The sequence below is a fragment of the Flavobacterium niveum genome, assembly GCF_055231775.1.
The window spans coordinates 1-24,030 of sequence record NZ_JBUYSX010000005.1; the positions used below are offsets into that span (position 1 = coordinate 1).

Genomic DNA, 24,030 nt, shown 5'->3' on the forward strand with positions numbered 1-24,030 from the left:
GCCAAGCGGAGAAGGCTGGGACGGTACCTACAACGGAGCGGCACTACCGAGTGACGACTACTGGTTCACCGTTGAGTACACCTACAACGGGCACCGCCTGGAGTTCAGGGCGCACTTTGCAATGAAGCGATAAGCTGATAGCTGTCAGCAAACAACAATAGATAAACAAAAGGCAGCCATACGGCTGCCTTTGTTGTTTGTTCAATATCCCTCGCCAAGGCGCAGAGAAGGAACGTTTACCGGTAAACAAACGGTGTATCCCCTTAGCCCCGATGGGAGCGGCATCCTGCAAGCCATTCTCCCCCTTTGGGGGTTGGGGGGCTGGCTTGCAGATACAGCGGACAGCGGGTACGACGATGGCAAGAGGGCGCTTTGTACGCGGCTTCTGCAATAAAATAAGGCGTTTTGGAGTTATATATATAGGTGTTTGGTGCGGTTTTGTAGGCAGAATTAGATAATTTTTTGCCCTGTTTTGTGAAGATTAGTTAAAATGCAGGGATTAATGTAAAACTGCGGTAAACTTAACTGCAATTTTTCTAATATTATTGAGATATTGTAACCAACCTAACACAAAAATTTATATATTTGACCGCTAAGGAAAATTACTGTAAAGTAAGCATGAACGGTAGGGAAGACGCCTGTGGTTATGATAAAAGTATTTTAACATAATTGCCAAAAGGTCTAATAATAAAGAGCACGTATTTCATTAAAACGATCAATGGTCAACATGAATTTTAAAAAGGTTTACCTCATTTTTGGTTTATTTTTAGCCCAAATGTCTTTTGCTCAGGAAGGCGTTGCGGTGTACACAGATTACCTGTCTGATAACTATTATCTTATCCACCCTTCAATGGCGGGTGCGGCTAATTGTGCCAAAATCAGGGCTACAGCACGCCAGCAGTGGTTTGGTGAAGACGATGCGCCTCAGTTGCAAACGTTAAGCTTCAACACTGCACTTGGTGAGCAGTCTGGTGTGGGTGTTATTGTCCACAACGATAAGAACGGTTACCACTCACAAACCGGTGCTAAGGTTACGTATGCCCACCACATCAGGTTTTCAAGGAGCGATTATGATTTGAACATGCTTTCATTTGGTATGAGTGCAGGTTTAATACAAAGCCGCCTTGATGAGACAGAATTTGATCCAACTTTTGACCCAATCGTAGACGGTGGTATGAAGCAAAAAGATTCATACTTTAACGTAGATATTGGTGCATCATACCACTTCCTTGATTTCTATGCGCACTTTACTGCGAAGAACGTTATCAAGAGCAAAAGGAACCTGTATACTGATGTAGAAAGTTCTAACCTTACTTCATTCTTGTTTTCAACAGGTTATGTGTTTGGCCTTTCTAATGATACTTGGAGTTTAGAGCCTTCAATTATGTTCCAGGCAATTAGCGAAACAAAAGAGAAAACTATAGATATTAACCTTAAAGCCTATCGCGAACTTGACTTCGGGCGTGTTTGGGGTGGTCTTTCATACAGGAGGAGCCTTGATGGTGCACAGTACCAGGCTTCGCCGGGTGTTAGTATCCAGGAACAATATCTTCAGTATTTTACCCCGATTGTGGGTATAAACTATAAGAACTTCATGTTTGCTTACACGTATACATACCTAACCGGTGACGTGAAGTTTGATAACAGTGGTTTCCACCAGATAACCATTGGTCTTAACCTGAATTGTAAGAGCGACAGGTACGAGTGCCACTGTCCTGCCGTTAATTAATTATAAAGCAGATATTATTAATTCCGTCCCGATATAGTTATTATCTCGGGACGTTTTTTATGTGTATAACCCAACTAAAATTATTTAGCTATGGCTTTGATTAAAGCAGTAAGAGGTAAGGCTCCTGTAATACCTGAAGATTGTTATGTGGCCGAAAATGCCACGATTGTGGGTGACGTTACTTTTGGTGCCGAATGTAGTGTGTGGTTTAATGCTGTGGTGCGGGGCGACGTGCACTATATAAAAATTGGCAACAAAGTAAATATACAGGATGGTGCTACGATTCACTGTACGTATCTAAAACATCCGACGGAGATAGGTAATAATGTCTCTATAGGGCATAATGCCATAGTACATGGCTGTACAATAAAAGACAATGTGCTTGTGGGGATGGGGGCTATTATAATGGATAATTGTGTTGTGGAAAGTAACTGCATTATTGCAGCCGGCGCCGTAGTGACCCAAAATACCCATATAGAAAGTGGCACTATTTACGCCGGTGTCCCTGCAAAAAAAGTTAAAGATATTAATGCATCTGACTTTGCCGGGGAAATAGGACGCATTTCAAACAACTATGTTATGTATGCTTCGTGGTTTAAGGAAGATTAAAAATCTTTTTGCCTTACCTGAAAATTTGGTACAAAACTTTGCAATACTGCCGGGTCATGGTTAGTATAAAATAGCTGCGTGCCTTCATGTGGGATAGTGTTCAATAAACTATTGATCTCCAATACAGCTTTGGTTTGTCGTGCCACAGCTTCGCCGGAATCGATGATTTTTACATGGGGGGGTACTATTTTTTTTATCTGTGGAACAAGATAAGGGTAATGGCTACAGCCCAAAACAAGGTAGTCTATATTTTCATCTACCATAGGCTGCAGGTATTGCTGCAATAATGAAAACACTTCGTCAGATTCGGTTTTGCCGTCTTCTATAAGTTGTACAAGGTTATAACCAACCTGTTCTATGACTTTTATGTCTTTAAAGTCTGCTATCGTTTTGTGGAACAGTTCACTGCTCAGGGTGCCCTTGGTGGCCAGGATGCCTACGGTGTTGGTCTTGGTGTTGGTTGCGGCAGGTTTTATGGCAGGCTCTATACCTATAAACGGCACCTCATATTTTTCGCGCATTTCCTTAATGGCGTTTGTGGTAGCGGTATTGCAGGCTACTACAATTATCTTGGCGCCCTGCTCTAAAAGATAGTCAACATTCTTAAAGCTAAGTGCTACGATTTCGTCTTTGCTTTTAGGGCCGTAAGGCGCATTTTTACTGTCGGCAAGGTATATTGTGTCTTCATTGGGCAGAAGGGAGTGTATTTCCCTCCATATAGAAGTACCGCCTATACCGGAGTCGAACAGGCCGATGGGTTGTGTGCGTTTGCTGTTATCCATAGGGCAAATATAAAAAAAACGGCCGTATAGGCCGCTTTCTGTAGTATATTGTAGTTGCTTTCGCAGTATTTCTTATTTAAAGCCAAGCTCTTTTTTTACGTCAGCAAGAAGATCCGGGCCGTCAGCCACAAGGACACCACTGCCTACGGTAGCATCAAGTACATACTGGTAACCTTTAGCTTTGGCTACTTTCTGGATAGCAGCTTTAGCTTTTTCAAGGATTGGCTTATAGATAGCTTCCTGCTTTTCGTTAAGCTCTTTAGAAGCATTTTGCTGGTAGCTTTGTATCCTTGATTGCATATCCTGAAGCTCTTTGCTGCGCGTTTCATTTACAGCATCAGTTACAGTAGTAGCTTCTTTTTCGTATTGCTGCACTTTTTTCTTGAACTCTTCTACCATGGTGTTGTATTCGGTAGTATACGTTTGGTTAAGTTTATCAAGCTGTGCATTCGCAGCCTTCATATCAGGCATGTTGTCCATTAGGTCCTTTACATTAATGTGGGCCACTTTTGCCTGGGCTGAAACGGCCTGGCTGGCACCTACAAAAAGTATGGCTGCGATTAACAGAGATTTCAATTGTTTCATCATTTACGTTATTAAATATTAATTTTTGTTTTTAGTTTCTCTCCAATTAGTTTGTGCCGTTGCCCTGAGCAGGAGTTGTTGGCGCATCGTCTTCTCCGCCTGTAGGGTCCGGGGCAGTTGTACCGCCTTCAGTCCCGCCTTGTTTTTCTTTTTGCTTGTCTTCGCGTGCTTTTTTGGCGGCATCACGTTTATCCTGTGCTTCCTGCCTGCGTTTAGCAGCGGCTTGTTTACGCTCTTCGAGGATGCGTTCACGTTCCTCTTTAGAGGCTTTAGCAGCGGCTTCCCTGTCGGCTTTTATTTCATCGGCTGTTTTAGTTGCCGGAGCTTCTTCTTTTGTTTCGCCCTCTTTAGTAGACTCCTCTTTTTTGTCGGTAGCAGCAGCTTTTTTGTCTGTAGTACCGGGTGCATCGTCTTCTCCTGTAGTGCCGTCTGTAGTTTTTGCTGCAGGGGTAGTGGCAGGTTTGGTGCCATTTTTGGCGGCTTCGCGAGCGGCCTGGCGTTCTTTAAGTTGTTGCTCTTTCTTATCCAGCGCTGCTTGCCTTTTAGCCTCAGCAGCAGCCTTGCGGTCATCTAACAGTTTTTGCCTTGCAGCCTTTTTATCTTCCTGTGCTTTTTCGCGCTCAGCAATGTCCGGGTCACTTTTACGTTCGTCTTCTTTTTCCTGCTCTTCAAGTTGTTTTGCTTCCTTGCTGTTCATCTTCTGCTGTTTGGCAGTGCGACTCAGCCTTTTTACAATAAGGTCGCTTATGTCGTATTTTTTAGCAGCAAACAGCATGGTAAGGTCAGACGATTTGTCAAACACAAAATCATACTTACGCGTAGCTGCAATATCCTGTACTATGGTGAACACCTGATCTTGTATTGGCTTTACCAAAACTGATTTTTGCGTTATCAGTTCGCCTTTTGGGCCAAATTTCTTTTCCTGGTATTCGCTCAGGTCTTTTTCCAGCTGCGCTATTTCTTCCTCGCGTTCTTCTATAAGTTCTTTGGTCAGCAGGGCTTTTTCGGCCTGAAGGCTTTCCTTAAGCTTGGTTATTTCATTGCGTTTTGCGTCCAGCTCTGTTTTCCATTTTGCGGCACGCTGTTCCAGCTGGCTTTTGGCTTCGGCAAAATCCGGAACCTTATCCAGGATATATTCCATGTCTATGTAGGCTATCTTAAGCCCCTTGGTCTGTGCACCGGCTATAAGCGAAGCACAAATGGTAAACAGTAAAACAAAATACTTTTTCATAACCTCTTACATTTATGCATTAGAAAATATCATGCCAATTTTTTTAGAACTGCTGCCCGATGATAAAGTGCGTTTCCCATCCGTTTGGCTGACCGGTTGTAATAGGGTCGAAACCGTAACCGAAGTCGATACCCAATAGGCCGAATGCCGGCATGAATACCCTAAGACCGAAACCTGCCGAACGTTTTAGCTGGAACGGCTCGTATTTACTAAACGAGTTCCATGAGTTACCTGCTTCTGCAAACACAAGCGTATAGATAGATGCCTGTGGTTTAAGTGTAATTGGGTAACGTAGTTCTAATGAGAACTTGTTATATATCGTAGCACCGGTTTGCTGCCCGTACTGGGTGCTGTTAGTATCTTCAATTATCGGGCTTAGCGACTGATCAGGGTAACCCCTTAGCTGTATGATTTCGCGTCCGTCAAGCGAGTAGTTTGCCATACCGCTACCGCCAAGATAGAACCTTTCAAATGGCGGAAGGCCACGGTCTTTGTTGTAAGCGCCCATCCAGCCAAACTCGGCAAGTGAACGCAATACAAGCGCATGTTCTTGTGTTCCAAGGAGCTTGGTGTACCAGTCTCCTTTAAATTTAACTTTATAGTATTCCAGCCAGTTAAACCTTTTTTGGTCGTACTTGGAATTATCTACAGCGGCTTTGTCAAAGGTGTTTACCCTGTTACCATCAGTACCTATATAGTCACCGGTACGTATATACACACCATTAGGGCCTTTGTAATCCTCGCCGTTATTTTTCAGTTTATACTCTTCCTGATTTTTCAGGGCGGCATAGTCTATACCGTTAACCCATGAATATGGGAAGGTAGTCCTGAAGCTGGCGCTGAAGAACGAACCGTAGATAGGGAATATAGGGTTTCGGCCCCTGTTATCGCGGGTAAGTTCTATAGTATAGGCAAAGTTTCGGGCAACACCGTTACCAAAGGTAAACAATCCTATGTTATAATTGCTAAGCGCATAATACTGGAATGTAGCCGAATGTGAAAGCCTCATGTTATAATCAGGCTCACTTAACCTTTTAGATACACCTATTGTAGCTGATGATATGGTAAAGCTCCTGTCGCGGTTTACGTCGCGGTTACTGTAGTTGTACGAGTATTGCTTACTGTGCGAAAGCGACCCGAACAACTGTATCGGTTTTTTACCGCCAAACCAAGGTTCGGTAAACGAAAGGCTGTACGTTTGGAAATAGGTACTACCCTGTAACCTTAGCGAAAGCTTTTGTCCGTCACCCATAGGTAGTGGGGTGTAGGCATCTTTCTTAAATATGTTAGAAATAGAGAAGTTGTTAAATGAAAGCCCCAGCGTACCTATGAAGCCACCGCCACCGTAACCACCTTGTAGTTCTATCTGGCTCGAACCTTTTTCGGTAACGTGCCACTCTACGTCTACAGTACCTGATGAAGGGTCGGCGTTTTTCACGTCAGGGCGGATGGTTTCCGCATCAAAGAAGCCCAGCGCACCAAGTTCCCTAACAGTGTTCACCACATCTTCCTTATTCCATTTTTGGCCCGGCCTTGTACGTAGTTCGCGGTAAATTACCTTGTCGTTGGTTTTGTCGTTACCCACAACAGTAATTTTATTAAAGTAGGCTATAGGCCCTTCTACAATACGTATTTCGAAGTCGATAGTGTCGTTTGCAGTTTTGGTTTCTACCGCGTTTACGTTACTAAACAGGTAACCGGTATTTTGGTACAGGTTAGTAATGTCGTCGGCATCAGGGTTTTTGCTGTCAGCAATACGTTTTTGAAGCAATACGCCGTTGTACACATCGCCTTTTTTGATGCCCAGTACCTGGTTCAGCTGCGAATTAGTGTATATTGTATTCCCAAGGAATTTAATGTCGCCAAAGTAGTATTTGCGGCCTTCTTCCACCTGTATATCTATGGCTACACGGTTAGTTTCAGGGTTGTATACCACAGTGTCTCGTACTATACGGGCATCGCGGTAACCTTTTTCTTTATACTTGTCTATAAGTTTTACCTTATCGTCCTTGTATTTGTCGGCTATGAATTTACTTGGCTTAAAGATGCGTAGCGGGTTAGGGAAAGCTACCTGCTTGGTGTCTTTCATGGCGCGTTTCAGTTTACGTGCCGAAAGCTGCTGGTTGCCGGTAATGTTTATTTTGCTGATGCGTACTTTTTTACCCTTATCTATATTCACCACCATTTTCACGGTGTTAGTGCTGTCAGGGATAATATTAATATGCACCTTGGTATTGTAGAAACCGTCTTTGCGGTACTTGTTTTCAATGTAATTTTTGGTGTTGGTAATAAGGTTCTCGTTTACATACTTACCCTTTTTTAGGTCGGTATCTTTAAGAAGGCCTTCTATTTTACCCTTTTTTACACCTTTCATTTTCACATCGCTAAGCTTGGGCAGCTCATTAATGTGCAGGTCTAAGAAAATACTGTCGTTACGCACTTCGGTAACGTAAAAGTTTACGTCACTGAAAAGCTTAAGCCCCCACAGCTTTTTTATGGCAGCACTTATTTCCTCGCCGGGTACATTTATGTACTGGCCTTTTTCAAGCCCGGTAAAGGTAACTACGGTTTGCTCGTTATACGAAAGCTGTCCGCTTACGGTAATGCCGCCCAGTATGTATTTTCCGGGTTCCTGCATGTTAGGATTGCCATCTTCCTGTGCATGTGCTGCAACAGAAAAAAATACGAATCCGAAAATTAAAGCAATGTTTCTAAGAAACATCTTTGTGTTATTTAAGCTGTTCACTGGTCTTTCCAAATCTTCTTTCTCTTTTTTGGTAACTGAATATGGCCTTGTGCAGGTCTTCTTCCCTGAAATCCGGCCACAATACTTCGGTAAAATAAAGCTCGGCATAAGCGGCCTGCCATAGCAGGAAGTTGCTTATACGCTGCTCGCCGCTTGTGCGGATAACCAGGTCGGCATCGGGCATGTTGCGGGTGTACAGGTGGCTTTGTATCACCGTATCGTTTATGTCAGCTATATCAAGTTTGTTTGTTTTTACTTCTTCGCAAATTTCCTTTACAGCGGCTACAAGTTCCTCACGGCTTCCGTAGCTCAGTGCCAGGGTAAGGGTCATGCCGGTGTTGTCTTTGGTTTGCTCTATAACTTCAAAAAGCTGTTTGCGGGCCCTGTCGGGCAGCATATTGGCATTGCCTATGGTGTTCAGCTTTATGTTGTTTTTCTGCATGGTAGGCAGCTCCTTTTTAAGGGAGTTCATAAGGATGCTCATTAGTGCATCTACCTCCAGCTTGGGGCGGTTCCAGTTTTCGGTACTAAACGCGTACAGGGTAAGGTAACCTATTTTAAGCTTGGCGCAGGCCTCTACGGTTTCGCGCACCGATTTCACGCCGTTTTCGTGGCCAAAAGCGCGTAACATGCCCTTCTGCTTGGCCCAACGGCCGTTGCCGTCCATAATTATGGCGATGTGCTGTGGCAGGTTTTCGGTATTAAGCGTAAAGGTGTTCTCCATCCAAAATATTTTTAATCAGCACAATAACATGGCTTGTCGCCAAATGTATACGTAAGCGTAACTCCGGTAAATACATACCAGTCATTACTGTTGATGTTAGCAAAACGCAGGCCCGGGTATTTTTTTCCGTCGGGGTTGCTGCCATCAAGGTTGTCGGTAAAGCTATAGCGTGGGCCGGTTTCTACACCCACCGTAAAATCGCGGGCTATATGTGCCTTAATGCCTACAACCATAGGTATGGCCAGTGTGCCTCCAGTGTCATAATCCTTGCCTTCGTCTCCGTCCCGGTACAGCTCGTCATACCATGTATAGCTAAGCCCGGTGTATATATAAGGAGTCCACTTAAAGTGTTCCTCGTGCAGGTTAAACTCAAAAAAGTTAAATTCAAGCCCTAAAGATAGTTCTTTTACCGAATTTTTAAAGGAATATCCACGCGCTTTCCTGCCGTTTACATCACTGTCGGCATCGTCTGATTTTATTTTGCCATACGTAAACGAAGCCCTCCACGAGTGGCGTGGTGAACGGTTCCACTTATAAAGGACGCCCAAAGCAAGGTCGTTAGGGGCTATGTAATCGGTAGGCCCTACATCGCCTATGTAATTGGCGCCGCCGGCAAAAATACCCAGTTCATTTATCTGGGCTTCAGCCGAAAAGGTTATAGTAGCCAATAAAATTATATACAGCAGGCGTTTCATCTAAACAAAAATTGGGTGCAAATATAACAATATAGATTTTGTAATTCGCCTAACAATTAGACAATTTACCGCACCTTTAGCGCTATATTCCGAATTTATCTGAGTTGAAAACGGCAGAAGTGCCGATGTAGTATGTGTGCCGGTAAATATTTGGGAAGCTTAATTGCGTTTATCCTCACCCCAAAGCAGCTTTTTACGCAGAGTATCAAGGAATTTCTCCTGAGCAAATTCTACAAGGTTTATTTTAAAATTTGCTTTTTTAACAGTAAGCACCGTTTCTACATCCAGCCTTATAATACGCGAATCCAGCGACACCAGGTGTTGTTCCTCACGGCTGCTTACGCGCAGCTCTACCTCGGTATCATCGGGTATTACCAGTGGGCGGGCGTTAAGGTTGTGTGGTGCTATGGGGGTAATTACAAGGCTGTTGGCTCCGGGTATCATTACCGGTCCGCCGCAGCTTAGCGAGTAACCCGTACTGCCGGTAGGGGTGCTCAGTATAAGCCCGTCTGCCCAGTAGGAGTTAAGGTGGTCGCCGTTTAGCTTCACTTCAACGGTAATCATGGAAGTGGTGTCGCGGCGGCTTACGGTGATTTCATTCAGGGCAAAATCAAGCCCTTCCAGCTGTTCGTTGCTGCCTTCGTATTGGAGGGTAAGCAGCGTACGCGGTGAAACTTTATATTCGTTTGTAAAAATCAGGGGGAGCAGGGTTTCTATGTTTTCCTGCTGCACGGTGGCCAGGAAACCCAGCCTGCCCGCATTAATACCTATAATAGGAATGTTTTTACTGCGTACATACGTAGCCGCACGCAGCATGGTGCCATCTCCGCCTATGCTTATAAACAGGTTAAAGCCGTCATTCAGCTCTTCTTCTGTAGCAAAGGTAGGGTACTCCTGTGGTAACAGGTTATGTGCGGTAAGCACCTTGTAAAAATTAGCCTCAAAGGCCACTTCGGGATTATGGTCCCCAAATACGCGGAGCATTTTCCGGATGATGTCATCCGTGTTGTCTTTGTAATACTGGCCGTAAACAGCTATTTTCATAACTATATATTAAGGTACTTATCCAGGTAATCCGATCGGTCTTTCAGCGTGTTAAGGTACGCATCTTCCTGGTGCTCTGTAACGATATCATAATTGTACCTGCGAAAGGTTTGTATGATTTCGCTCAGGCCGCCCAGGCTTATCTTTACAGTTATTTGTACACGGCCGCCTTCTGCCTCACTTATAAAAGCGCCCAGCAGCCTGCCGTTGTTACTTTCTACAATCTGTGCTACCTCGCTCATACTGTACTCAGTAAGGCCCTTTTCCACTACCAGTATACCGCCTTCTTCCTTGAGGAACGGTGTTTCATCAAAAAAGCGGATGATGTCGGTTATTTCATAATAGCCCAGGTAAGCGTTTTCGGCATCCAGCACCGGTACCAGGTTGGTTTCGTTTTTGGCAAAAACCTCCAGCACGTCCAGCCACATGGTAGTGTTACGCACAAAAAAACGCTCAAAGCTGTAGCGTGTTTCGCCCATGGTTTTGTCTATGTCCATAAGCTCGGTATCCTCGCTTATGGCACAGCCTATGTACACACCGTTTTCCAGCACGGGAAAGTGTGTAAAAGGGTATTCCGCAAACAGGTCCTGGGCGTCGGCCACCGTATCGGTAGTGCGCAGCGCCTTAATATTTGTGTTGAGGAAGTCAGTAATTTCGTTCATGGGGCATGAGTAAATAATATGCAAAATAATCAAAAATAAAGATAGCTTCCCCTATATACTTTGTATTTTTGTGCAACTGTTAACTTTTAACAAGTAAAAATGACGAAACTTAGCGTAAACATCAATAAAATTGCCACCCTACGCAATTCACGCGGGGGCAATGTGCCCAGTGTAACCCAGGTAGCTGCCGATGTACAGAAGTTTGGCGCACAGGGTGTAACCATACACCCGAGGCCCGATGAAAGGCACATCCGCTACAACGATGCCCGCGAACTGGTGCCGGTTGTTTATACCGAATACAATATAGAGGGTAACCCCGTGCCAAAATTTATAGACCTGGTGCTGGAAGTAAAACCCACGCAGGTAACCCTGGTACCCGATGCCGATGATGCCATAACCAGCAATGCCGGTTGGGATACCATAACCCATAAAAGCTTCCTTCAGGAAGTGATACAGGAATTCCAGCGCAATGGGATACGTACATCGATATTCGTAGACCCGGTACTGAAAATGGTGGAAGGCGCCAAAGCAACAGGGACCGACCGTATAGAGCTGTATACCGAAGGTTTTGCGCACCAGTATGCCCTTGGTAATTATGACGGGGTGAAGCTGTATACCGAATCGGCACTGCTTGCACAGGAACTTGGCCTTGGCCTTAATGCCGGACATGACCTGAGCCTGGATAATATAAAGTTTTTTAAAGAGAATATCCCCGGATTGCTCGAAGTGTCTATAGGCCACGCGCTGATAGCCGAATCGCTGTACCTGGGGTTGGAAAATGTAGTGAATATGTACCTCCAAAAACTTAAGTAATATGTTATACAGCAGGATAGAAGGCGATAGCGGTAAGCCGCTTATCATTATACACGGCTTTATGGGCATGAGTGACAACTGGAAAACCCTTGGCCTTAAGTATGTTGAAAAAGGTTTCCAGGTACATGCAGTAGATATGCGTAACCATGGCAAGAGTTTCCATAGCGATATATTTACGTATGATGCTATGGTAGACGACCTGGTGCAGTACATTAATACCCACAACTTGGGCAAAGTAGATATTATAGGCCACAGCATGGGCGGTAAGGCAGCAATGTTTTTTGCTATAAAACACCTGCAATTGCTGGACAGGCTTGTTGTAGCCGACATAGGCCCGCAATACTACCCACCGCACCACCAGGACATACTGGCCGGGCTTAATGCGGTTGATTTTAGTACAAAGCCCGGACGTAATGATGTGGAGGCCACCCTGGCGCAATACATAGATGAGCCGGGTACGCGCCAGTTCCTTATGAAAAGCCTGTACTGGGTAGAGCCGGGGCAACTGGGCTTCAGGTTTAACCTGCCGGTGTTCAATGCGCAGGTGGAGAATATTGGAGAAGCATTACCTGAAGGCAGTAGCTTTGCCGGCCTAACATTGTTCCTTAAAGGCGACCGCTCTAAGTACATACGTGAGCAAGACCTTGCACTTATAGAAAAACATTTCCCTAACTACGAACTGAAAACGGTAGATAATTCGGGTCATTGGCTCCATGCTGATAACCCGCAGGAATTTTTAGAATATACGCTTGAGTTTTTGACTAAATAAAACAATAAAGACCGCTAATTAGCGGTCTTTATTGTTTTTATAAGATTGCCTCTGTCACCTGAATGACAGCGACGTGAAAAATCTGTGTAAATCCGGTTAGTGAGTGTTTCCTCCGAATTAACAAATACACCAATCAACAAATCCACATACTACGAAGCCGCTTTCAGCCTTTTAAGCAAGGTTTTGTTCAGGTGGTGCTCCACATAGTCGCGGTCTATATGCAGTTCGCGCTCATCGCTGCCCGGCAGTTCATACATGGCTTCGGTAAGTATGGCTTCGCAAAGCGAGCGAAGGCCACGCGCACCCAATTTGTACTCAAGCGCCTTGTCTACAATATAGTCCAGCGCACTGTCTTCTACCGTAAGAGCCACATCGTCCATTTCAAACAGCTTTACGTACTGTTTTACAAGGGCGTTCTTAGGCTCGGTAAGTATGGCGCGCAATGTTTCCTTATCCAGCGGGTCCATATGGGTAAGCACCGGAAGACGCCCTATGATTTCAGGGATAAGCCCAAAATCCTTCACATCTTTAGGGATAATATACTGCAGCAGGTTGTCCTTGTCAATGTTATCTGTATTCTTAGATGAGCTATAACCCACCGCCTGGCGGTTCAGCCTTTTTGAGATGATGCGCTCTATACCGTCAAAAGCACCACCGGCTATAAACAGTATGTTTTGGGTGTTTACCTCAATAAACTTCTGGTCGGGGTGCTTGCGCCCACCTTTCGGCGGAACGTTCACTACAGTGCCCTCCAAAAGTTTCAGTAACGCCTGTTGCACACCCTCACCGCTTACGTCGCGTGTTATAGAAGGATTATCGCTCTTGCGTGCTATTTTGTCTATCTCGTCAATAAACACTATGCCGCGCTCGGCTTTCTTTACATCATAATCGGCAGCCTGCAGCAGGCGGGTAAGGATGCTTTCTACATCTTCGCCCACATAACCTGCTTCGGTAAGTACAGTGGCATCTACAATGGTAAGCGGTACATTCAGCATACGGGCAATGGTTTTGGCCACCAGGGTTTTTCCCGTTCCGGTTTGGCCCACCATAAGGATGTTGCTTTTTTCAATCTCCACTTCATCTTCTCCCTGCTGTTGCAGCAACCTCTTGTAGTGGTTGTACACCGCTACCGAAAGTACTTTTTTGGTTTGGTCCTGGCCAATAACATACTGGTCTAAGAAAGCGCGGATTTCTTTCGGCTTTTTCAGTTCCAGTTCACCGGCCAGTGATACCGATCCGTTCTGCTTAAGCTCTTCCAGCACTATGCCGTGCGCCTGCTCTATACACCTGTCGCATATATGGGCGCTTATACCTGCTATAAGCAGGTTGGTTTCCGGCTTCTTCCTGCCGCAGAACGAACATTCTAAAATCTCTTTTGCCATTGTTTAGTATATTATAACAACAGGGAGGCAAAACGCCGTCCCTGCTATTATAACGTAAAATTTTAAATTTAGTTTCTTCTTAAAACTTCATCGATCATACCGTATTCTTTGGCCTCATCAGCTTTCATCCAGTAATCACGCTCGCTGTCTTTGTATACTTTGTCATAAGGCTGTTTAGAGTGCTGTGCTATAATGTTGTACAGCTCCTCTTTCAGCTTCAGCATTTCCTTCAGGTTGATTTCCATATCGGTAGCTACCCCAGAGGCACCTCCCGAAGGCTGGTGGATCATCACACGGCTGTGTGGCAGTGCGCTACGCTTTCCATCGGCACCTGCACAAAGAAGTACTGCACCCATAGAAGCCGCCATACCGGTACATATTGTAGCCACATCGGGCTTTATGTATTGCATAGTATCATACATACCAAGGCCTGCATACACGCTGCCGCCCGGTGAATTGATATAAATCTGGATGTCCTTGCTGGCATCGGTACTTTCCAGGAACAGTAGCTGCGCCTGTACTATGTTTGCCACCTGGTCATCAATACCTGTACCCAGGAAGATGATGCGGTCCATCATAAGGCGCGAAAACACGTCCATTTGCGCCACATTCAGCTGGCGCTCTTCCATAATGTACGGTGTAAGGTTGGTAGGGGTAACCCTTGTTACCAGTTTATCGTAGTATAAATTGTTTACGCCATGGTGTTTTGTGGCGTATTTTTTAAATTCTTTACCAAAGTCCATAGTCTGATACTTTCTTTTTGTGGTTATTTAAATATAAAAACGCCGGCTCACTAAAAGCCGACGTTCAAATATACTCATTTTTTACGAGATATTATTCTCCGTACATTACCTTGATAAAGTCCTGATATGTAACTTCTTTGGTTTTGTATTTCACTTTTTCCTTAAACAGGTTCAGCATTTTTTCGCTCATAACCTGCTCGCTAAGCCTCTTAACCTCATCCTGGTTAGTAAGTACGCGGGCAGCAATGCTTTCCACTTCCTCATCGGTAGGGTTAAGGTGGCCAAACTGTGCCATTTGTTGTTTGATAACCTTACCAGCGTATGCTTTAAGGTCGTCAAACGTAATCTGAAGGCCGTTTTCAGTAATTACCTTACCTTCTATAAGCTGGTAACGCAGGCCGTTTTCAGATTTTTTGTATTCTTCCTCAGCTTCTTCAGCAGTAAGTTGTTTTTCACCTGCAGTCTGAAGCCATTTTACAAGGAATTCAGCCGGAAGCTCAAACGAAGTGTTTTCTATAAGCGATTCCGTAACATCGTTAAGGAATTTCTGGTCTGCCTGCTGTGCAAATTGCTGCTCGGCATCCTCTTTTATTTTAGCTTTAAGCTCTTCTACCGAAGTTACCACACCTTCGCCAAACAGCTTATCGAAAAGCTCCTGGTTAAGTTCAGCTTTGTCGTGGGTGTTTACTTCTTCAATAGTGAAGTTTACCTCAATGTCAAGACCGTGTACATCGTCATGGCCTACTTTAAGGTAATCCATAAGTTTGTGGTCGTCATCAAAAAGGCCTTTTGTAGAAAGGGTAACTACATCACCTGCTTTTTTGCCGATGAATTTTTTACCGTCTTTCTTGGTTTTGAATATATCGGTAGTAATTGTGGTGCGGTTGTTAATGCCTTTCTCTTCGTTTGTAAACGTACCGGCAATATCATCGCCTTCTTCTACAGTTTCTTTAGCTACCAGTTTACCAAATTGCTTCTGGATGCGCTCTACCTGCTCGTCAAGCATTTTATCGTCGGCTACGATATCGTATTTAACCACTTTGTTCTTAGCAGCAAGGTCTACAGAGAACTGAGGGGCAAGGCCAAGTTCAAACTCAAAAGAGTAATCGTCGGCATCCCAGTTGAAATCTTCCGTAACTTTAGGAAGCGGGTTGCCCAGTATGTCTAGTTTTTCTTCTACAAGATAGTCGTTCAGTGAAGTCTGAAGCAGCTTGTTCACCTCATCAAGCAATATGGCTTTACCGTATTGTTTTTCGATAAGGCTCATAGGCACAGCACCTTTCCTGAAGCCGGGAATATTAGCGTTTTTCCTGTAGTCCTGAAGTACTTTGTCTACTTTCGGCTTATAATCGTCTTTGGTAATGGCCACTGTAACAACAGCATTTAGTGCATCTACCTGCGCTTTAGTAATGTTCATCTGTGAAAATATTTTGTTTCAAATAATGGGTGGCAAAATTAATGCATTTTTATTTTGCAAACAACACTTTTTAAAGTATTGAATTTCAACACCGGAAAAGCACTAAATTTTCACCTCTTTTACTGTATTTTACTCTTCCTTAATACTGCTTAAATCCACACCCAACGCAGTAAATCCTTGCTCTCCAAGTTCGGTTATGTAGTAGTGTTTATCAGCTGCATTGTCTTTGGCAATCCACCCTTTTTCAATGAAATTTTCCAAAAGCAGGGCACCCAACTTACCACCCAGGTGCGAATAACAGGTTTTTGCAGGCTTCTTCATGGCTTAACGTTTTTCCTTTTTATCATCGGTAAGGCTCGATATAAGCGCCTGCCCGAACGACAGCACAAGGCTGAACAGCAGCGCCTGCCAGAAGTTGGCCACATCAAACCCTTTTACGAGGTAATCGCAGATGAGTACCAGTATAGCATTTATAACCAATAGGAACAACCCGAACGTGAATATAGTAGCCGGCAGCGTAAAGAATACCAGTATGGGTTTGACGAAAATATTCAGCAGGCCCAGTACCAACGCTACTATAAGTGCAGTATATGTATCTTGTACATGGATGCCCGGCATAAAGTGTGCCAGTACCAGTACAAAAACGGTAGTAAAGAAGATATTGATAAGTGTTTTCATAGCTCGATTTGATTAGTATAAAGGTACGAAAAACGTGCAAATAGTGATTGTTTAGCCACGAATTACATCAATTGAACGAATTTAGCCGCTATAGCTCCTGTCATACAATGCTCTAAAAATCCAACCTTCTAAAAATCCAGTAAAAATCTATTCCGCGCATTTCAAAGCACACTTTTCCCCATCTATAGCAGCAGAGATGATGCCCCCGGCATAACCGGCGCCTTCGCCGCACGGGTACAGGCCTTTTATCTGTAAATGCTGTAATGTTTCAGGGTCGCGTGGTATTCGTACGGGTGACGATGTACGTGATTCCGGCGCGTGCAGTATGGCTTCGTTTGTAAAATAACCTCTCATGGATTTGCCAAATTCACGGAAGCCCTCACGCATAGTCTGCGTAAGGAAGCCCGGAAACACCTGCCCAAGTTCCACCGAAGTTGTACCGGGAACATAAGAGGTTTTCGGAATATCTGTCGAAAGTTTGTTTTGCGAAAAATCTACCATACGTTGCGCAGGTACACGTTGCGTTTCGCCTGCCACACGCCATGCCTGTTGCTCTATTGCCTTTTGGAATTCCATACCTGCAAGCGGCCCGAATTTGGCAAACGGCTTAAAGTCTTCCAGCTTCAGCTCTACCACTATACCACTGTTTGCGGTTTCCTGGTCGCGTTTGCTGGGGCTCCACCCGTTGGTTACCACCTCACCGGGGCTGGTCGCGCACGGGGCTATAACCCCGCCCGGACACATACAGAACGAGTACATACCCCGCCCGTTTACCTGTTTTACTATAGCGTAGGCAGAAGGCGGTAAAAAATCGCCACGCCCGGTTTCAATACTGCAACTGTACTGTATGCTATCTATAAGCGCCTGTGGATGCTCGGCACGTACGCCCAGGGCGAACGGCTTTGCTTCAATAAATATCTCTTTTCTGTGGAGTAACTCAAAAATATCCCGCGCCGAGTGGCCGGTAGCCAGTATTATCTGTTTTGCGTGGATGGTATCGCCGTTTTGGGTAACCACACCTTCCACAGCACTGTTTTTTACAAGGATATCTACAACTTTAGTATCAAAAAGCACCTGCCCGCCAAACTCAATCACCTTTTCGCGCATGGATTTGATGATCTTTGGCAGTTTGTTGGTGCCAATGTGTGGGTGCGCCTCTATCAGTATCTCCGGCGAAGCGCCAAAGGCTACAAACAGCTGGAGTATACGGTCTACATCGCCGCGTTTTTTACTGCGGGTGTACAGCTTGCCGTCGCTATACGTGCCGGCACCACCTTCGCCATAGCAATAGTTGCTTTCGCCGTTTACAATATGGTCGCGGTTTATGGCTTTCAGGTCGCGGCGACGTTCCTGCACGTCTTTACCGCGTTCCAGCACTATTGGCTTTAAGCCAAGCTCTATCAACTGCAACGCCGCAAACAAACCTGCCGGGCCTGCGCCCACCACAATAACCTCACGGGCATGGCTCACATCCCTGTAATCGGGTAATGGTACGGTTGTTTCGTGATATTCCTCATTTTGGTATACCGCCACCTTAAGGTTTACCTTAATGGCACGCTGGCGCGCATCGATACTGCGCTTTAGTATGGCTATGTGCTTAATGTCGCCTGGACTTACGTGCATCAGCTTTGCTACATATTGCGTAAGCAAAGGCATCTGTGCAGCCACCCCCGGCGCCACCTGAAATTGTAGTTCTCTCGGCATGGGGCAAAGTTAAAGTTTTTTGTTCCATGTTTCAAGTGTAAGGTTTCAGGTTATTAGGTGGGGTTATTTAGAGGTATATACAATAGCCGGATTAATTTTCTGTAAAGCTGTTATAAACCCAACCTTATCCTTTGGCGATACCAGCAGATAGCCTCGGCTGTGGGTTATCTCCATACGGTCTATAGATGCGGCTGGGGCACTCAGCGGATTGTTAGTATCTTTTATTGTGGTTATGGTGTTTATGTCAATAGGCCTGTAACCGAAAAACCATACATAAGCCCGTAGCGTGGTACCGTCTATTTTGTAACGGGTAGTGCGCATCAGCCATAATATCAGCACAAACAATACCGGTACTACAAAAATGGCCTCCTTGTCTTTTTCGTCGCTGGCAAGCACGGTGATAAATCCCGGTAGCATCCCTACAGACAGGAGTATGATAAGCTCAGGGCCTACCTTCGAACGGAAAATCTGTGCCATTTTATTTCTTTTGGTTGAATATAATACCGCGGTTCAACTGCTGTAGTTGTTGTACAAATTGGTCGCGGTTTATGGGTGAAACAAATACATACGCATGGTTGCCGTACAGTATTTCAAGCCTGTGGTATGAGGTGGTAGGGGCATTGATAACACTTACAACCTCGTTTATTTTGCTTATTGATGCAATATCGATATGCCTTTTGTAAAGGCTGCCTACCTGTACAACCAATTTCCCATTTTCAATGGTATAAAGGGTGCAGGTTGACACAAAAACAGCATAAGACAATACCAGGGCCAGCACAGCGGCAAACATCCATTCCTTGTAATATACTGATGTAAAGAGTAAAATTGCGCATAGTAATACTGTGGGGATTATAAAAGACAACCCCACTTTAGATTTATATGTCGTTTCCATAATTTATTATTTGGTTTGCTGCGCTATCCAGTCGCCTACCACTTTAAGGGCAGCCGGGGCAAAGGTCTCCTCTATTTCACCATATTCGGTGGGGGCACCTGTAGTGCTGGTCTGGAACAGGTGGTTAAGTCCCGGCAGTTCCTGAACAGTTACTTTTTTATTGCCGCTTTTTATCGCAGCACGCTTTATAGCGTCGAGGTTGGCCTTAGGTGCTACCTGAACGTCTTTGCTGCCGTTTATGGCCAGTAGCGGACATTTCACTTTTTCCAGTGTAGGGTAGGGGTTACAGCGGATAAAATTCAGGTACCACGGTGAGGTTAAGTCGCCTATCTGCATTTCTATGTATTGCGATGCCTGTGCTTCGGGTATACCTTTCGAAATAAGCAAAGGCTTCAGGTCTTTGTTAAACGCTGCCTGAAGGCGGGTTTTTAGTATTGCGGTATTTTCTTCCTGTTTTACGAGGTCATAACCGGCGCGGTTTATGGCGCCAAGTTTTTTAAGTTCTTCCTCAGGCATACCGTTTGCCTTGCCTATAAGATAGTTTTGCAGCATCATCAGCTCATCGCCGGGTATGGCGGTACCGGCAAGCAATACTACAAAAGCCACATCGGGATTGTTTACGGCAACTATAGGGGCTACAATACCACCCTCACTGTGTCCGGCAAGCCCTATTTTTTTGGCATTAATCTCCTTACGTGTTTTCAGGTAGTTGAAGGCTGCTTCGGCATCGGTGGCAAAATCCTGCGTGGTGGCAGTGGCATACTTGCCGGTGCTTTTGGCAGTCCCGCGGTCGTCGTAGCGTAGTACGGCTATGCCTTGGCGGGTAAGGTAATCTGCCAACACCAAAAACGGTTTGTGGCCAAGTATTTCCTCATTACGGTCTTGTGCGCCGCTGCCGGTAATCAGTATTACAGCCGGGTAGTTGCTGCCACCCTGTTTTGGCAGGGTCAGGGTTCCTGCAAGGGTAAGATTTGCTTTGTCATTCTTTATGGTGACTTCTTCTTCATAATATGGGTAAGGTTTTACAGGCTCCTGCGGGCGTTTTGGCGGTACGGCCTCTACTTTTTCACGACTGAAGTTAAGGTCCATAGGGTAGTTGTTCTGCGTAAAGGTACCTTTTATGGTTTTGCCTTCCACTGTGCCCTTATAGTTGATACCACCTGCGGGGATGCCCCACACCAGTGTGTTGTTTTCTAAATCTATGGTGGTTACCGGTATGCCATTGGCGCCCTGGTCAGGACTATCCATGGTGGCGGTGTAGCCTTTTTCAGTTTTGGTAATGTGCAGGTTTATATGCAGCTGCCCACCCGGGAAGCTAAGCAGTGAAAACCAGTCGCCCGTAATGTCCTGGGCCTGTAGTGCGGCACTAAGCATAAGCACTGCGGCAAGTAAAATTTTTTTCATGTTGAATTAGTATGGAATGTTGTATATCAATAGTTTCGAAATCACCTCGGCTACAATTACTGCCGCTACAAATGCCAGTATTTGCGGGGTGGTCTTTACATTAGCCGCCACACGGTAGCCGTGGTACAGCAGCGCCATTGCCCACACCAGCAATAATATGGACAAAATACCCAGTGCCGACAGTAACCCTAACGCTATTGGGTCTATTTTTGTTATATCGGTGCCTGCTTTAAGGATGCTATCGGTAGCCCGGCTTAGATATCCGCCTATGTTTGTAAGCGGCAATATATAGAAAAGCGACCGTGCTACCAGTGTGGCATTTAGCATGTCTACAAAACGGGTACGTTTATTTACATTTTTGCCTAAGGCAAATAACAATAGTGATAGTACCAGTGTATTCAGCAGGTTGTCTGTAAGCGGTTGCCACCATGCTACAGTATCAGACAGGTGCATGTCTATAATACCATCAAATCGCGCGGCAAAAGGTATAGCTATGGCACTGCCTGCCAATAAGGCTATACTGCCAAAAGCTAACAATTGCTTTTCAGAAAATTTTTCAAAAGGATTGTAAATCAGTTTGTTCATGGCGTGCAGGTTATTTATTGGCTTTTATTTTGTTTATGAGGTCGTCCAGGCGGTTGCGTACGGTAGGGTAGCTTACGCCTGTAAGCGCGGCCATTTCCTTAAGGCTGCCGCCGTTTATAACAAACTGCACAATAAAATCCTGCTCTTCGGCGCTTAGCCGTGCCAGTGGCGGCAGGCTGAATATACCCGATACCTGTGTGCTGCAATCAGGGCAGGCCAGTTGAGATACATGCAGCGTACCTTGGCATCCGGGGCATTGGGTGGGGAGTTTTGGCGTTGTCATTTTAATTTTGTTTATTCAAAGGTAAATAAAATTAAAATATAGTTTAATAAAAATGAAATAAAATTTATTATTGGAAATATAGATAAAATGGATAAGACAAAAGAGACAAGTGATTAAATAAAAAAACTCCCTTACAGAAGGGAGCTTTTGGCTTGTTTCGGGTTTTTAAAATCTTCGGTTAAAGTAATACCTGGAATCGAGTTCGTCGTCTTCGAGGGTATTTATGGGTTTTGGCTTCGGCTTTTTGGCCGCCGTTTTCTTTTTCCACAGTTCAAAACCATCGTGAGACAGCCTTGCTTTCATAATGTCGGTTACTTCCTTTTCAGAAAGGCCGTATTGGGCTTTAATTTCCTCAAAGGGTTTTCTTTCTTCCTGGGCCAGCGTTGCTATCCTGTCTAACGCTTCCCTGTCCAGTTCGGGACGGCTACTCTTTTTCATCTCGTGAAAAAATTAAATCAGGTAATACTTATTATACTTTTAATAGATTGACTATTTCAATATTAATAAAAAAACCGATTGCCGCGCCGCAGGGTATTACTTTTTAAAAAATGCTAAAAACTGAGGTTGCTGCCCGCAGGTTTTTAAGTTTCTTTTTGTAAGCAGGGGTATTTTAAGGATAAAAAATCAGTATTTTAATAATTGAGATGCGGTGTTAAATTGTTTTATAACTAACAATTACATAGTTTTCGCATCACTTTCCGGTAACATTCATCATGTAGAGACGTTGCATTGCAACGTCTCTACAATATCTTGTCAAACCTATCTCCGTTTAACAGACACATTCATCAGTACTATAGCGGCAAGTATCAGTGCTATACCTGCCCACTGTGAGCTAGATACTGTTTCGTGCAATATAAAGTAGGCCATAGTAACCGATACGGGTAGCTCCAGCGCAGAGACAATACTGCCCAGCCCCATGCTCACCTTCGGGAAACCGGCGTTCATAAGTAACGGTGGCAATAACGTACCGAATACTGCCAATGGTATGCCCCAGGTGTATACAATAGTAAAGTTGAAGCCGCCCGGCCATGTTATTGCCGTGAAAACTGATACTACAACACCTCCGCCTAACAGCATGTACAGGCTGCGCTGTACGCTGGGCAGGTGCGTAGCTATTTTATTGCCGGCATACATTGTTACAGCATAGCTAATAGCGGCCAGTAATCCCCAGGCAATGCCCCTCCAGTCCGGGAAATCGGTACTCTTGATAAGATTGGTGGCCAATACGGTGCCGGCCAGTACCACGGCTACAGCCAGTAATTTCTTAGGTTCTGGGGCTTTGCGTTCCAGTGCCCACTCGGCTAATACGCCCATCCACACACTTTGCATCAGCAGTACTATGCCTACCGATACCGGTACAAACTTTACTGCGAGGTAGTAAAACACACTGGTAAACCCTATAGAGGTGCCTGAGACCAGCAGGTACAATTTATTGCCGGTAGTGGCAGCGGCCTGTTGCGGCTTTTTATTCTTTTGGAATATATGCAATAACCCTACAGCTACTATACCAAGCAGTATTTGCGATGCAGTGACCTCGGCAGTAGTATAGCCTTCAACATACGCCAGTTTTACAAATGTAGCCAGCATGCCGTAGCTTGCAGCGCCCAGCCCTACCAGCAGTACACCTTTTACAGTATCATTGTTTTGCATAGTGCTAAAAATTTAAAAAGCGGGCAAATTTAAGGCTCATAAATGATTCTTTGTTTAAAAAATGGATAAATTTTAGTTTTATTGTTGGTTTTGAAACATGGGGTTAAAAGCTTTGGTTTGAAAATCAAGTCAGTATACAATATTTAACTATAAATATAGTTTATATACAAAACCTTACTAACATGTTCCGGCTGACCTTATTTATTTGTTCTGTTTTACTGGCCTGCGGTAATGCGCCTGACCCAAAAGAAGCAGTAGTTACCCCTAAAGATTATTCCCAAAAGCATAGTGAAGCCCTGGCGTATTGCAAGGTAAACGGTTTTAGTGCCGAATATTATTTTTTGATAGACCTGAGTGTACATTCGGGACGCAACCGCTTTTTTGTGTACGACTTCGCTCAAAAGAAAGTAGTAGCACAAAACCTGGTTACCCACGGTGCCTGCGATGCCTTTCAGCCTAACGATACCAAATACGAAAAGGTGAAGTTCAGCAACCGTGTAGACAGCCATTGTAGCGCGTCGGGTAAGTATAAGGTGGGCAGCCGCGATTACAGTTCGTGGGGAATTAATGTGAAGTACTGGCTCGACGGGCTGGAGGAAACCAATGCCAACTCAAGGGATCGTGTAATAGTATTGCACTCCTGGGATGCCGTGTCTGATACCGAAGTCTTTCCGAACTATAGCCCGCTAAGTTGGGGGTGCCCGGCTGTAAGCGATAACTTTATGCGCAAACTTGATGCCCGGCTACAGGCCACTAAAAAGCCTGTGCTGTTATGGATAGTAGATTAGGGTGCGGGTAGGTTTGTGTGATGGTATTGAAATATCCGTGCAGTAATACTAAAAATACAGGCTTAATAAAAAAACGTTGTAGCGATTATGCAATACATAATTTTTATTACTTTGC

27 protein-coding genes are annotated in these 24,030 nt (G+C 44.7%); 6 read left to right on the plus strand and 21 right to left on the minus strand.

The window, feature by feature from the left end; genetic code table 11:
- From ACZIX4_RS13045 to ACZIX4_RS13055, 3 genes are all read left to right on the plus strand, one after another.
- Window positions 1-133 (plus strand): T9SS type B sorting domain-containing protein (locus ACZIX4_RS13045; RefSeq protein WP_463336428.1); only part of this gene is annotated, 133 nt, incomplete at its 5' end.
- A 594-nt stretch (window positions 134-727) separates the two neighbouring features.
- Entirely contained in the window at window positions 728-1,729 is a 1,002-nt protein-coding gene (locus tag ACZIX4_RS13050) for a PorP/SprF family type IX secretion system membrane protein (RefSeq protein ID WP_463336085.1), read from the plus strand.
- A 90-nt stretch (window positions 1,730-1,819) separates the two neighbouring features.
- On the plus strand, window positions 1,820-2,338 hold the full coding sequence (locus tag ACZIX4_RS13055; RefSeq protein ID WP_463336086.1) for a gamma carbonic anhydrase family protein: 519 nt from the start codon (window positions 1,820-1,822) through the stop codon (window positions 2,336-2,338).
- Here the strand turns inward: ACZIX4_RS13055 and murI are convergent.
- The 8 genes from murI to ACZIX4_RS13095 form a co-directional block, all read right to left on the minus strand.
- On the minus strand, window positions 2,335-3,120 hold the full coding sequence (gene murI / locus ACZIX4_RS13060; protein ID WP_463336087.1) for a glutamate racemase: 786 nt from the start codon (window positions 3,118-3,120) through the stop codon (window positions 2,335-2,337). The genes ACZIX4_RS13055 and murI overlap by 4 nt on opposite strands.
- 72 nt (window positions 3,121-3,192) lie before the next feature.
- Window positions 3,193-3,705 carry an OmpH/Skp family outer membrane protein gene (locus ACZIX4_RS13065; protein ID WP_463336088.1) on the minus strand — a complete coding sequence of 171 codons (513 nt, stop codon included), beginning with the start codon at window positions 3,703-3,705 and terminating at the stop codon, window positions 3,193-3,195.
- A gap of 46 nt (window positions 3,706-3,751) precedes the next feature.
- Window positions 3,752-4,936 carry an OmpH/Skp family outer membrane protein gene (locus ACZIX4_RS13070; RefSeq protein ID WP_463336089.1) on the minus strand — a complete coding sequence of 395 codons (1,185 nt, stop codon included), beginning with the start codon at window positions 4,934-4,936 and terminating at the stop codon, window positions 3,752-3,754.
- A 43-nt stretch (window positions 4,937-4,979) separates the two neighbouring features.
- Window positions 4,980-7,658 (minus strand): BamA/OMP85 family outer membrane protein, encoded by a 2,679-nt coding sequence (locus ACZIX4_RS13075; protein WP_463336090.1) that lies wholly within the window; start codon window positions 7,656-7,658, stop codon window positions 4,980-4,982.
- Between the two features lie 7 nt (window positions 7,659-7,665).
- The gene (locus ACZIX4_RS13080) at window positions 7,666-8,406 is read right to left on the minus strand and encodes an isoprenyl transferase (RefSeq protein WP_463336091.1); all 741 of its coding nucleotides are present in this window, start codon (window positions 8,404-8,406) and stop codon (window positions 7,666-7,668) included.
- Window positions 8,407-8,417: 11 nt separating this feature from the next.
- On the minus strand, window positions 8,418-9,101 hold the full coding sequence (gene porG / locus ACZIX4_RS13085) for a type IX secretion system protein PorG (protein ID WP_463336092.1): 684 nt from the start codon (window positions 9,099-9,101) through the stop codon (window positions 8,418-8,420).
- A gap of 159 nt (window positions 9,102-9,260) precedes the next feature.
- Entirely contained in the window at window positions 9,261-10,145 is an 885-nt protein-coding gene (locus ACZIX4_RS13090) for an NAD kinase (RefSeq protein ID WP_463336093.1), read from the minus strand.
- A gap of 2 nt (window positions 10,146-10,147) precedes the next feature.
- Window positions 10,148-10,807, minus strand: a complete 660-nt coding sequence (locus ACZIX4_RS13095; RefSeq protein ID WP_463336094.1) for a CBS domain-containing protein — start codon at window positions 10,805-10,807, stop codon at window positions 10,148-10,150.
- Between the two features lie 99 nt (window positions 10,808-10,906).
- Here ACZIX4_RS13095 and ACZIX4_RS13100 point away from each other — a divergent pair, with 99 nt between their 5' ends.
- Window positions 10,907-11,620: a pyridoxine 5'-phosphate synthase gene (locus ACZIX4_RS13100; protein ID WP_463336095.1), complete on the plus strand. Its 714-nt coding sequence runs from the start codon at window positions 10,907-10,909 to the stop codon at window positions 11,618-11,620.
- A gap of 1 nt (window position 11,621) precedes the next feature.
- Entirely contained in the window at window positions 11,622-12,389 is a 768-nt protein-coding gene (locus ACZIX4_RS13105; RefSeq protein WP_463336096.1) for an alpha/beta fold hydrolase, read from the plus strand.
- 149 nt (window positions 12,390-12,538) lie between these two features.
- Here the strand turns inward: ACZIX4_RS13105 and clpX are convergent, their stop codons facing one another.
- The 13 genes from clpX to ACZIX4_RS13170 all read right to left on the minus strand — a co-directional run bounded on the left by clpX (window position 12,539) and on the right by ACZIX4_RS13170 (window position 23,127).
- Window positions 12,539-13,771, minus strand: coding sequence for an ATP-dependent Clp protease ATP-binding subunit ClpX (gene clpX, locus ACZIX4_RS13110; protein WP_463336097.1), 1,233 nt, complete (start codon window positions 13,769-13,771; stop codon window positions 12,539-12,541).
- A 68-nt stretch (window positions 13,772-13,839) separates the two neighbouring features.
- Entirely contained in the window at window positions 13,840-14,514 is a 675-nt protein-coding gene (clpP, locus tag ACZIX4_RS13115) for an ATP-dependent Clp endopeptidase proteolytic subunit ClpP (RefSeq protein WP_463336098.1), read from the minus strand.
- A 91-nt stretch (window positions 14,515-14,605) separates the two neighbouring features.
- Window positions 14,606-15,931 (minus strand): trigger factor, encoded by a 1,326-nt coding sequence (gene tig, locus ACZIX4_RS13120; RefSeq protein ID WP_463336099.1) that lies wholly within the window; start codon window positions 15,929-15,931, stop codon window positions 14,606-14,608.
- A gap of 129 nt (window positions 15,932-16,060) precedes the next feature.
- Window positions 16,061-16,252 carry an ArsR family transcriptional regulator gene (locus ACZIX4_RS13125; protein WP_463336100.1) on the minus strand — a complete coding sequence of 64 codons (192 nt, stop codon included), beginning with the start codon at window positions 16,250-16,252 and terminating at the stop codon, window positions 16,061-16,063.
- Between the two features lie 3 nt (window positions 16,253-16,255).
- Window positions 16,256-16,609 carry a phage holin family protein gene (locus tag ACZIX4_RS13130; protein WP_463336101.1) on the minus strand — a complete coding sequence of 118 codons (354 nt, stop codon included), beginning with the start codon at window positions 16,607-16,609 and terminating at the stop codon, window positions 16,256-16,258.
- Between the two features lie 147 nt (window positions 16,610-16,756).
- Window positions 16,757-18,313: an NAD(P)/FAD-dependent oxidoreductase gene (locus ACZIX4_RS13135; protein WP_463336102.1), complete on the minus strand. Its 1,557-nt coding sequence runs from the start codon at window positions 18,311-18,313 to the stop codon at window positions 16,757-16,759.
- A gap of 63 nt (window positions 18,314-18,376) precedes the next feature.
- Window positions 18,377-18,790 carry a PH domain-containing protein gene (locus ACZIX4_RS13140; RefSeq protein WP_463336103.1) on the minus strand — a complete coding sequence of 138 codons (414 nt, stop codon included), beginning with the start codon at window positions 18,788-18,790 and terminating at the stop codon, window positions 18,377-18,379.
- Between the two features lies 1 nt (window position 18,791).
- Window positions 18,792-19,205 carry a PH domain-containing protein gene (locus ACZIX4_RS13145; RefSeq protein ID WP_463336104.1) on the minus strand — a complete coding sequence of 138 codons (414 nt, stop codon included), beginning with the start codon at window positions 19,203-19,205 and terminating at the stop codon, window positions 18,792-18,794.
- Window positions 19,206-19,211: 6 nt separating this feature from the next.
- On the minus strand, window positions 19,212-20,609 hold the full coding sequence (locus tag ACZIX4_RS13150) for an alpha/beta hydrolase family protein (RefSeq protein WP_463336105.1): 1,398 nt from the start codon (window positions 20,607-20,609) through the stop codon (window positions 19,212-19,214).
- 6 nt (window positions 20,610-20,615) lie between these two features.
- Window positions 20,616-21,194: a hypothetical protein gene (locus tag ACZIX4_RS13155; RefSeq protein WP_463336106.1), complete on the minus strand. Its 579-nt coding sequence runs from the start codon at window positions 21,192-21,194 to the stop codon at window positions 20,616-20,618.
- 10 nt (window positions 21,195-21,204) lie between these two features.
- The gene (locus ACZIX4_RS13160; protein ID WP_463336107.1) at window positions 21,205-21,477 is read right to left on the minus strand and encodes a DUF2089 family protein; all 273 of its coding nucleotides are present in this window, start codon (window positions 21,475-21,477) and stop codon (window positions 21,205-21,207) included.
- 165 nt (window positions 21,478-21,642) lie between these two features.
- Complete coding sequence (locus tag ACZIX4_RS13165) at window positions 21,643-21,915, minus strand: DUF2805 domain-containing protein (RefSeq protein ID WP_463336108.1); 273 nt, start codon at window positions 21,913-21,915, stop codon at window positions 21,643-21,645.
- 321 nt (window positions 21,916-22,236) lie between these two features.
- Window positions 22,237-23,127, minus strand: coding sequence for an EamA family transporter (locus tag ACZIX4_RS13170; RefSeq protein WP_463336109.1), 891 nt, complete (start codon window positions 23,125-23,127; stop codon window positions 22,237-22,239).
- Window positions 23,128-23,309: 182 nt separating this feature from the next.
- Between ACZIX4_RS13170 and ACZIX4_RS13175 the strand changes: the two genes are divergently transcribed.
- Complete coding sequence (locus tag ACZIX4_RS13175) at window positions 23,310-23,915, plus strand: murein L,D-transpeptidase catalytic domain-containing protein (protein WP_463336110.1); 606 nt, start codon at window positions 23,310-23,312, stop codon at window positions 23,913-23,915.
- Window positions 23,916-24,030: the final 115 nt, after the last annotated feature.

Coding starts and splice junctions, on each gene's coding strand:
- ACZIX4_RS13050 (WP_463336085.1), top strand. CDS start 728: ATGAATTTTAAAAAGGTTTACCTCATTTTTGGTTTATTTTTAGCCCAA.
- ACZIX4_RS13055 (WP_463336086.1), top strand. CDS start 1,820: ATGGCTTTGATTAAAGCAGTAAGAGGTAAGGCTCCTGTAATACCTGAA.
- murI (WP_463336087.1), bottom strand. CDS start 3,120: ATGGATAACAGCAAACGCACACAACCCATCGGCCTGTTCGACTCCGGT.
- ACZIX4_RS13065 (WP_463336088.1), bottom strand. CDS start 3,705: ATGAAACAATTGAAATCTCTGTTAATCGCAGCCATACTTTTTGTAGGT.
- ACZIX4_RS13070 (WP_463336089.1), bottom strand. CDS start 4,936: ATGAAAAAGTATTTTGTTTTACTGTTTACCATTTGTGCTTCGCTTATA.
- ACZIX4_RS13075 (WP_463336090.1), bottom strand. CDS start 7,658: ATGTTTCTTAGAAACATTGCTTTAATTTTCGGATTCGTATTTTTTTCT.
- ACZIX4_RS13080 (WP_463336091.1), bottom strand. CDS start 8,406: ATGGAGAACACCTTTACGCTTAATACCGAAAACCTGCCACAGCACATC.
- porG (WP_463336092.1), bottom strand. CDS start 9,101: ATGAAACGCCTGCTGTATATAATTTTATTGGCTACTATAACCTTTTCG.
- ACZIX4_RS13090 (WP_463336093.1), bottom strand. CDS start 10,145: ATGAAAATAGCTGTTTACGGCCAGTATTACAAAGACAACACGGATGAC.
- ACZIX4_RS13095 (WP_463336094.1), bottom strand. CDS start 10,807: ATGAACGAAATTACTGACTTCCTCAACACAAATATTAAGGCGCTGCGC.
- ACZIX4_RS13100 (WP_463336095.1), top strand. CDS start 10,907: ATGACGAAACTTAGCGTAAACATCAATAAAATTGCCACCCTACGCAAT.
- ACZIX4_RS13105 (WP_463336096.1), top strand. CDS start 11,622: ATGTTATACAGCAGGATAGAAGGCGATAGCGGTAAGCCGCTTATCATT.
- clpX (WP_463336097.1), bottom strand. CDS start 13,771: ATGGCAAAAGAGATTTTAGAATGTTCGTTCTGCGGCAGGAAGAAGCCG.
- clpP (WP_463336098.1), bottom strand. CDS start 14,514: ATGGACTTTGGTAAAGAATTTAAAAAATACGCCACAAAACACCATGGC.
- tig (WP_463336099.1), bottom strand. CDS start 15,931: ATGAACATTACTAAAGCGCAGGTAGATGCACTAAATGCTGTTGTTACA.
- ACZIX4_RS13125 (WP_463336100.1), bottom strand. CDS start 16,252: ATGAAGAAGCCTGCAAAAACCTGTTATTCGCACCTGGGTGGTAAGTTG.
- ACZIX4_RS13130 (WP_463336101.1), bottom strand. CDS start 16,609: ATGAAAACACTTATCAATATCTTCTTTACTACCGTTTTTGTACTGGTA.
- ACZIX4_RS13135 (WP_463336102.1), bottom strand. CDS start 18,313: ATGCCGAGAGAACTACAATTTCAGGTGGCGCCGGGGGTGGCTGCACAG.
- ACZIX4_RS13140 (WP_463336103.1), bottom strand. CDS start 18,790: ATGGCACAGATTTTCCGTTCGAAGGTAGGCCCTGAGCTTATCATACTC.
- ACZIX4_RS13145 (WP_463336104.1), bottom strand. CDS start 19,205: ATGGAAACGACATATAAATCTAAAGTGGGGTTGTCTTTTATAATCCCC.
- ACZIX4_RS13150 (WP_463336105.1), bottom strand. CDS start 20,609: ATGAAAAAAATTTTACTTGCCGCAGTGCTTATGCTTAGTGCCGCACTA.
- ACZIX4_RS13155 (WP_463336106.1), bottom strand. CDS start 21,194: ATGAACAAACTGATTTACAATCCTTTTGAAAAATTTTCTGAAAAGCAA.
- ACZIX4_RS13160 (WP_463336107.1), bottom strand. CDS start 21,477: ATGACAACGCCAAAACTCCCCACCCAATGCCCCGGATGCCAAGGTACG.
- ACZIX4_RS13165 (WP_463336108.1), bottom strand. CDS start 21,915: ATGAAAAAGAGTAGCCGTCCCGAACTGGACAGGGAAGCGTTAGACAGG.
- ACZIX4_RS13170 (WP_463336109.1), bottom strand. CDS start 23,127: ATGCAAAACAATGATACTGTAAAAGGTGTACTGCTGGTAGGGCTGGGC.
- ACZIX4_RS13175 (WP_463336110.1), top strand. CDS start 23,310: ATGTTCCGGCTGACCTTATTTATTTGTTCTGTTTTACTGGCCTGCGGT.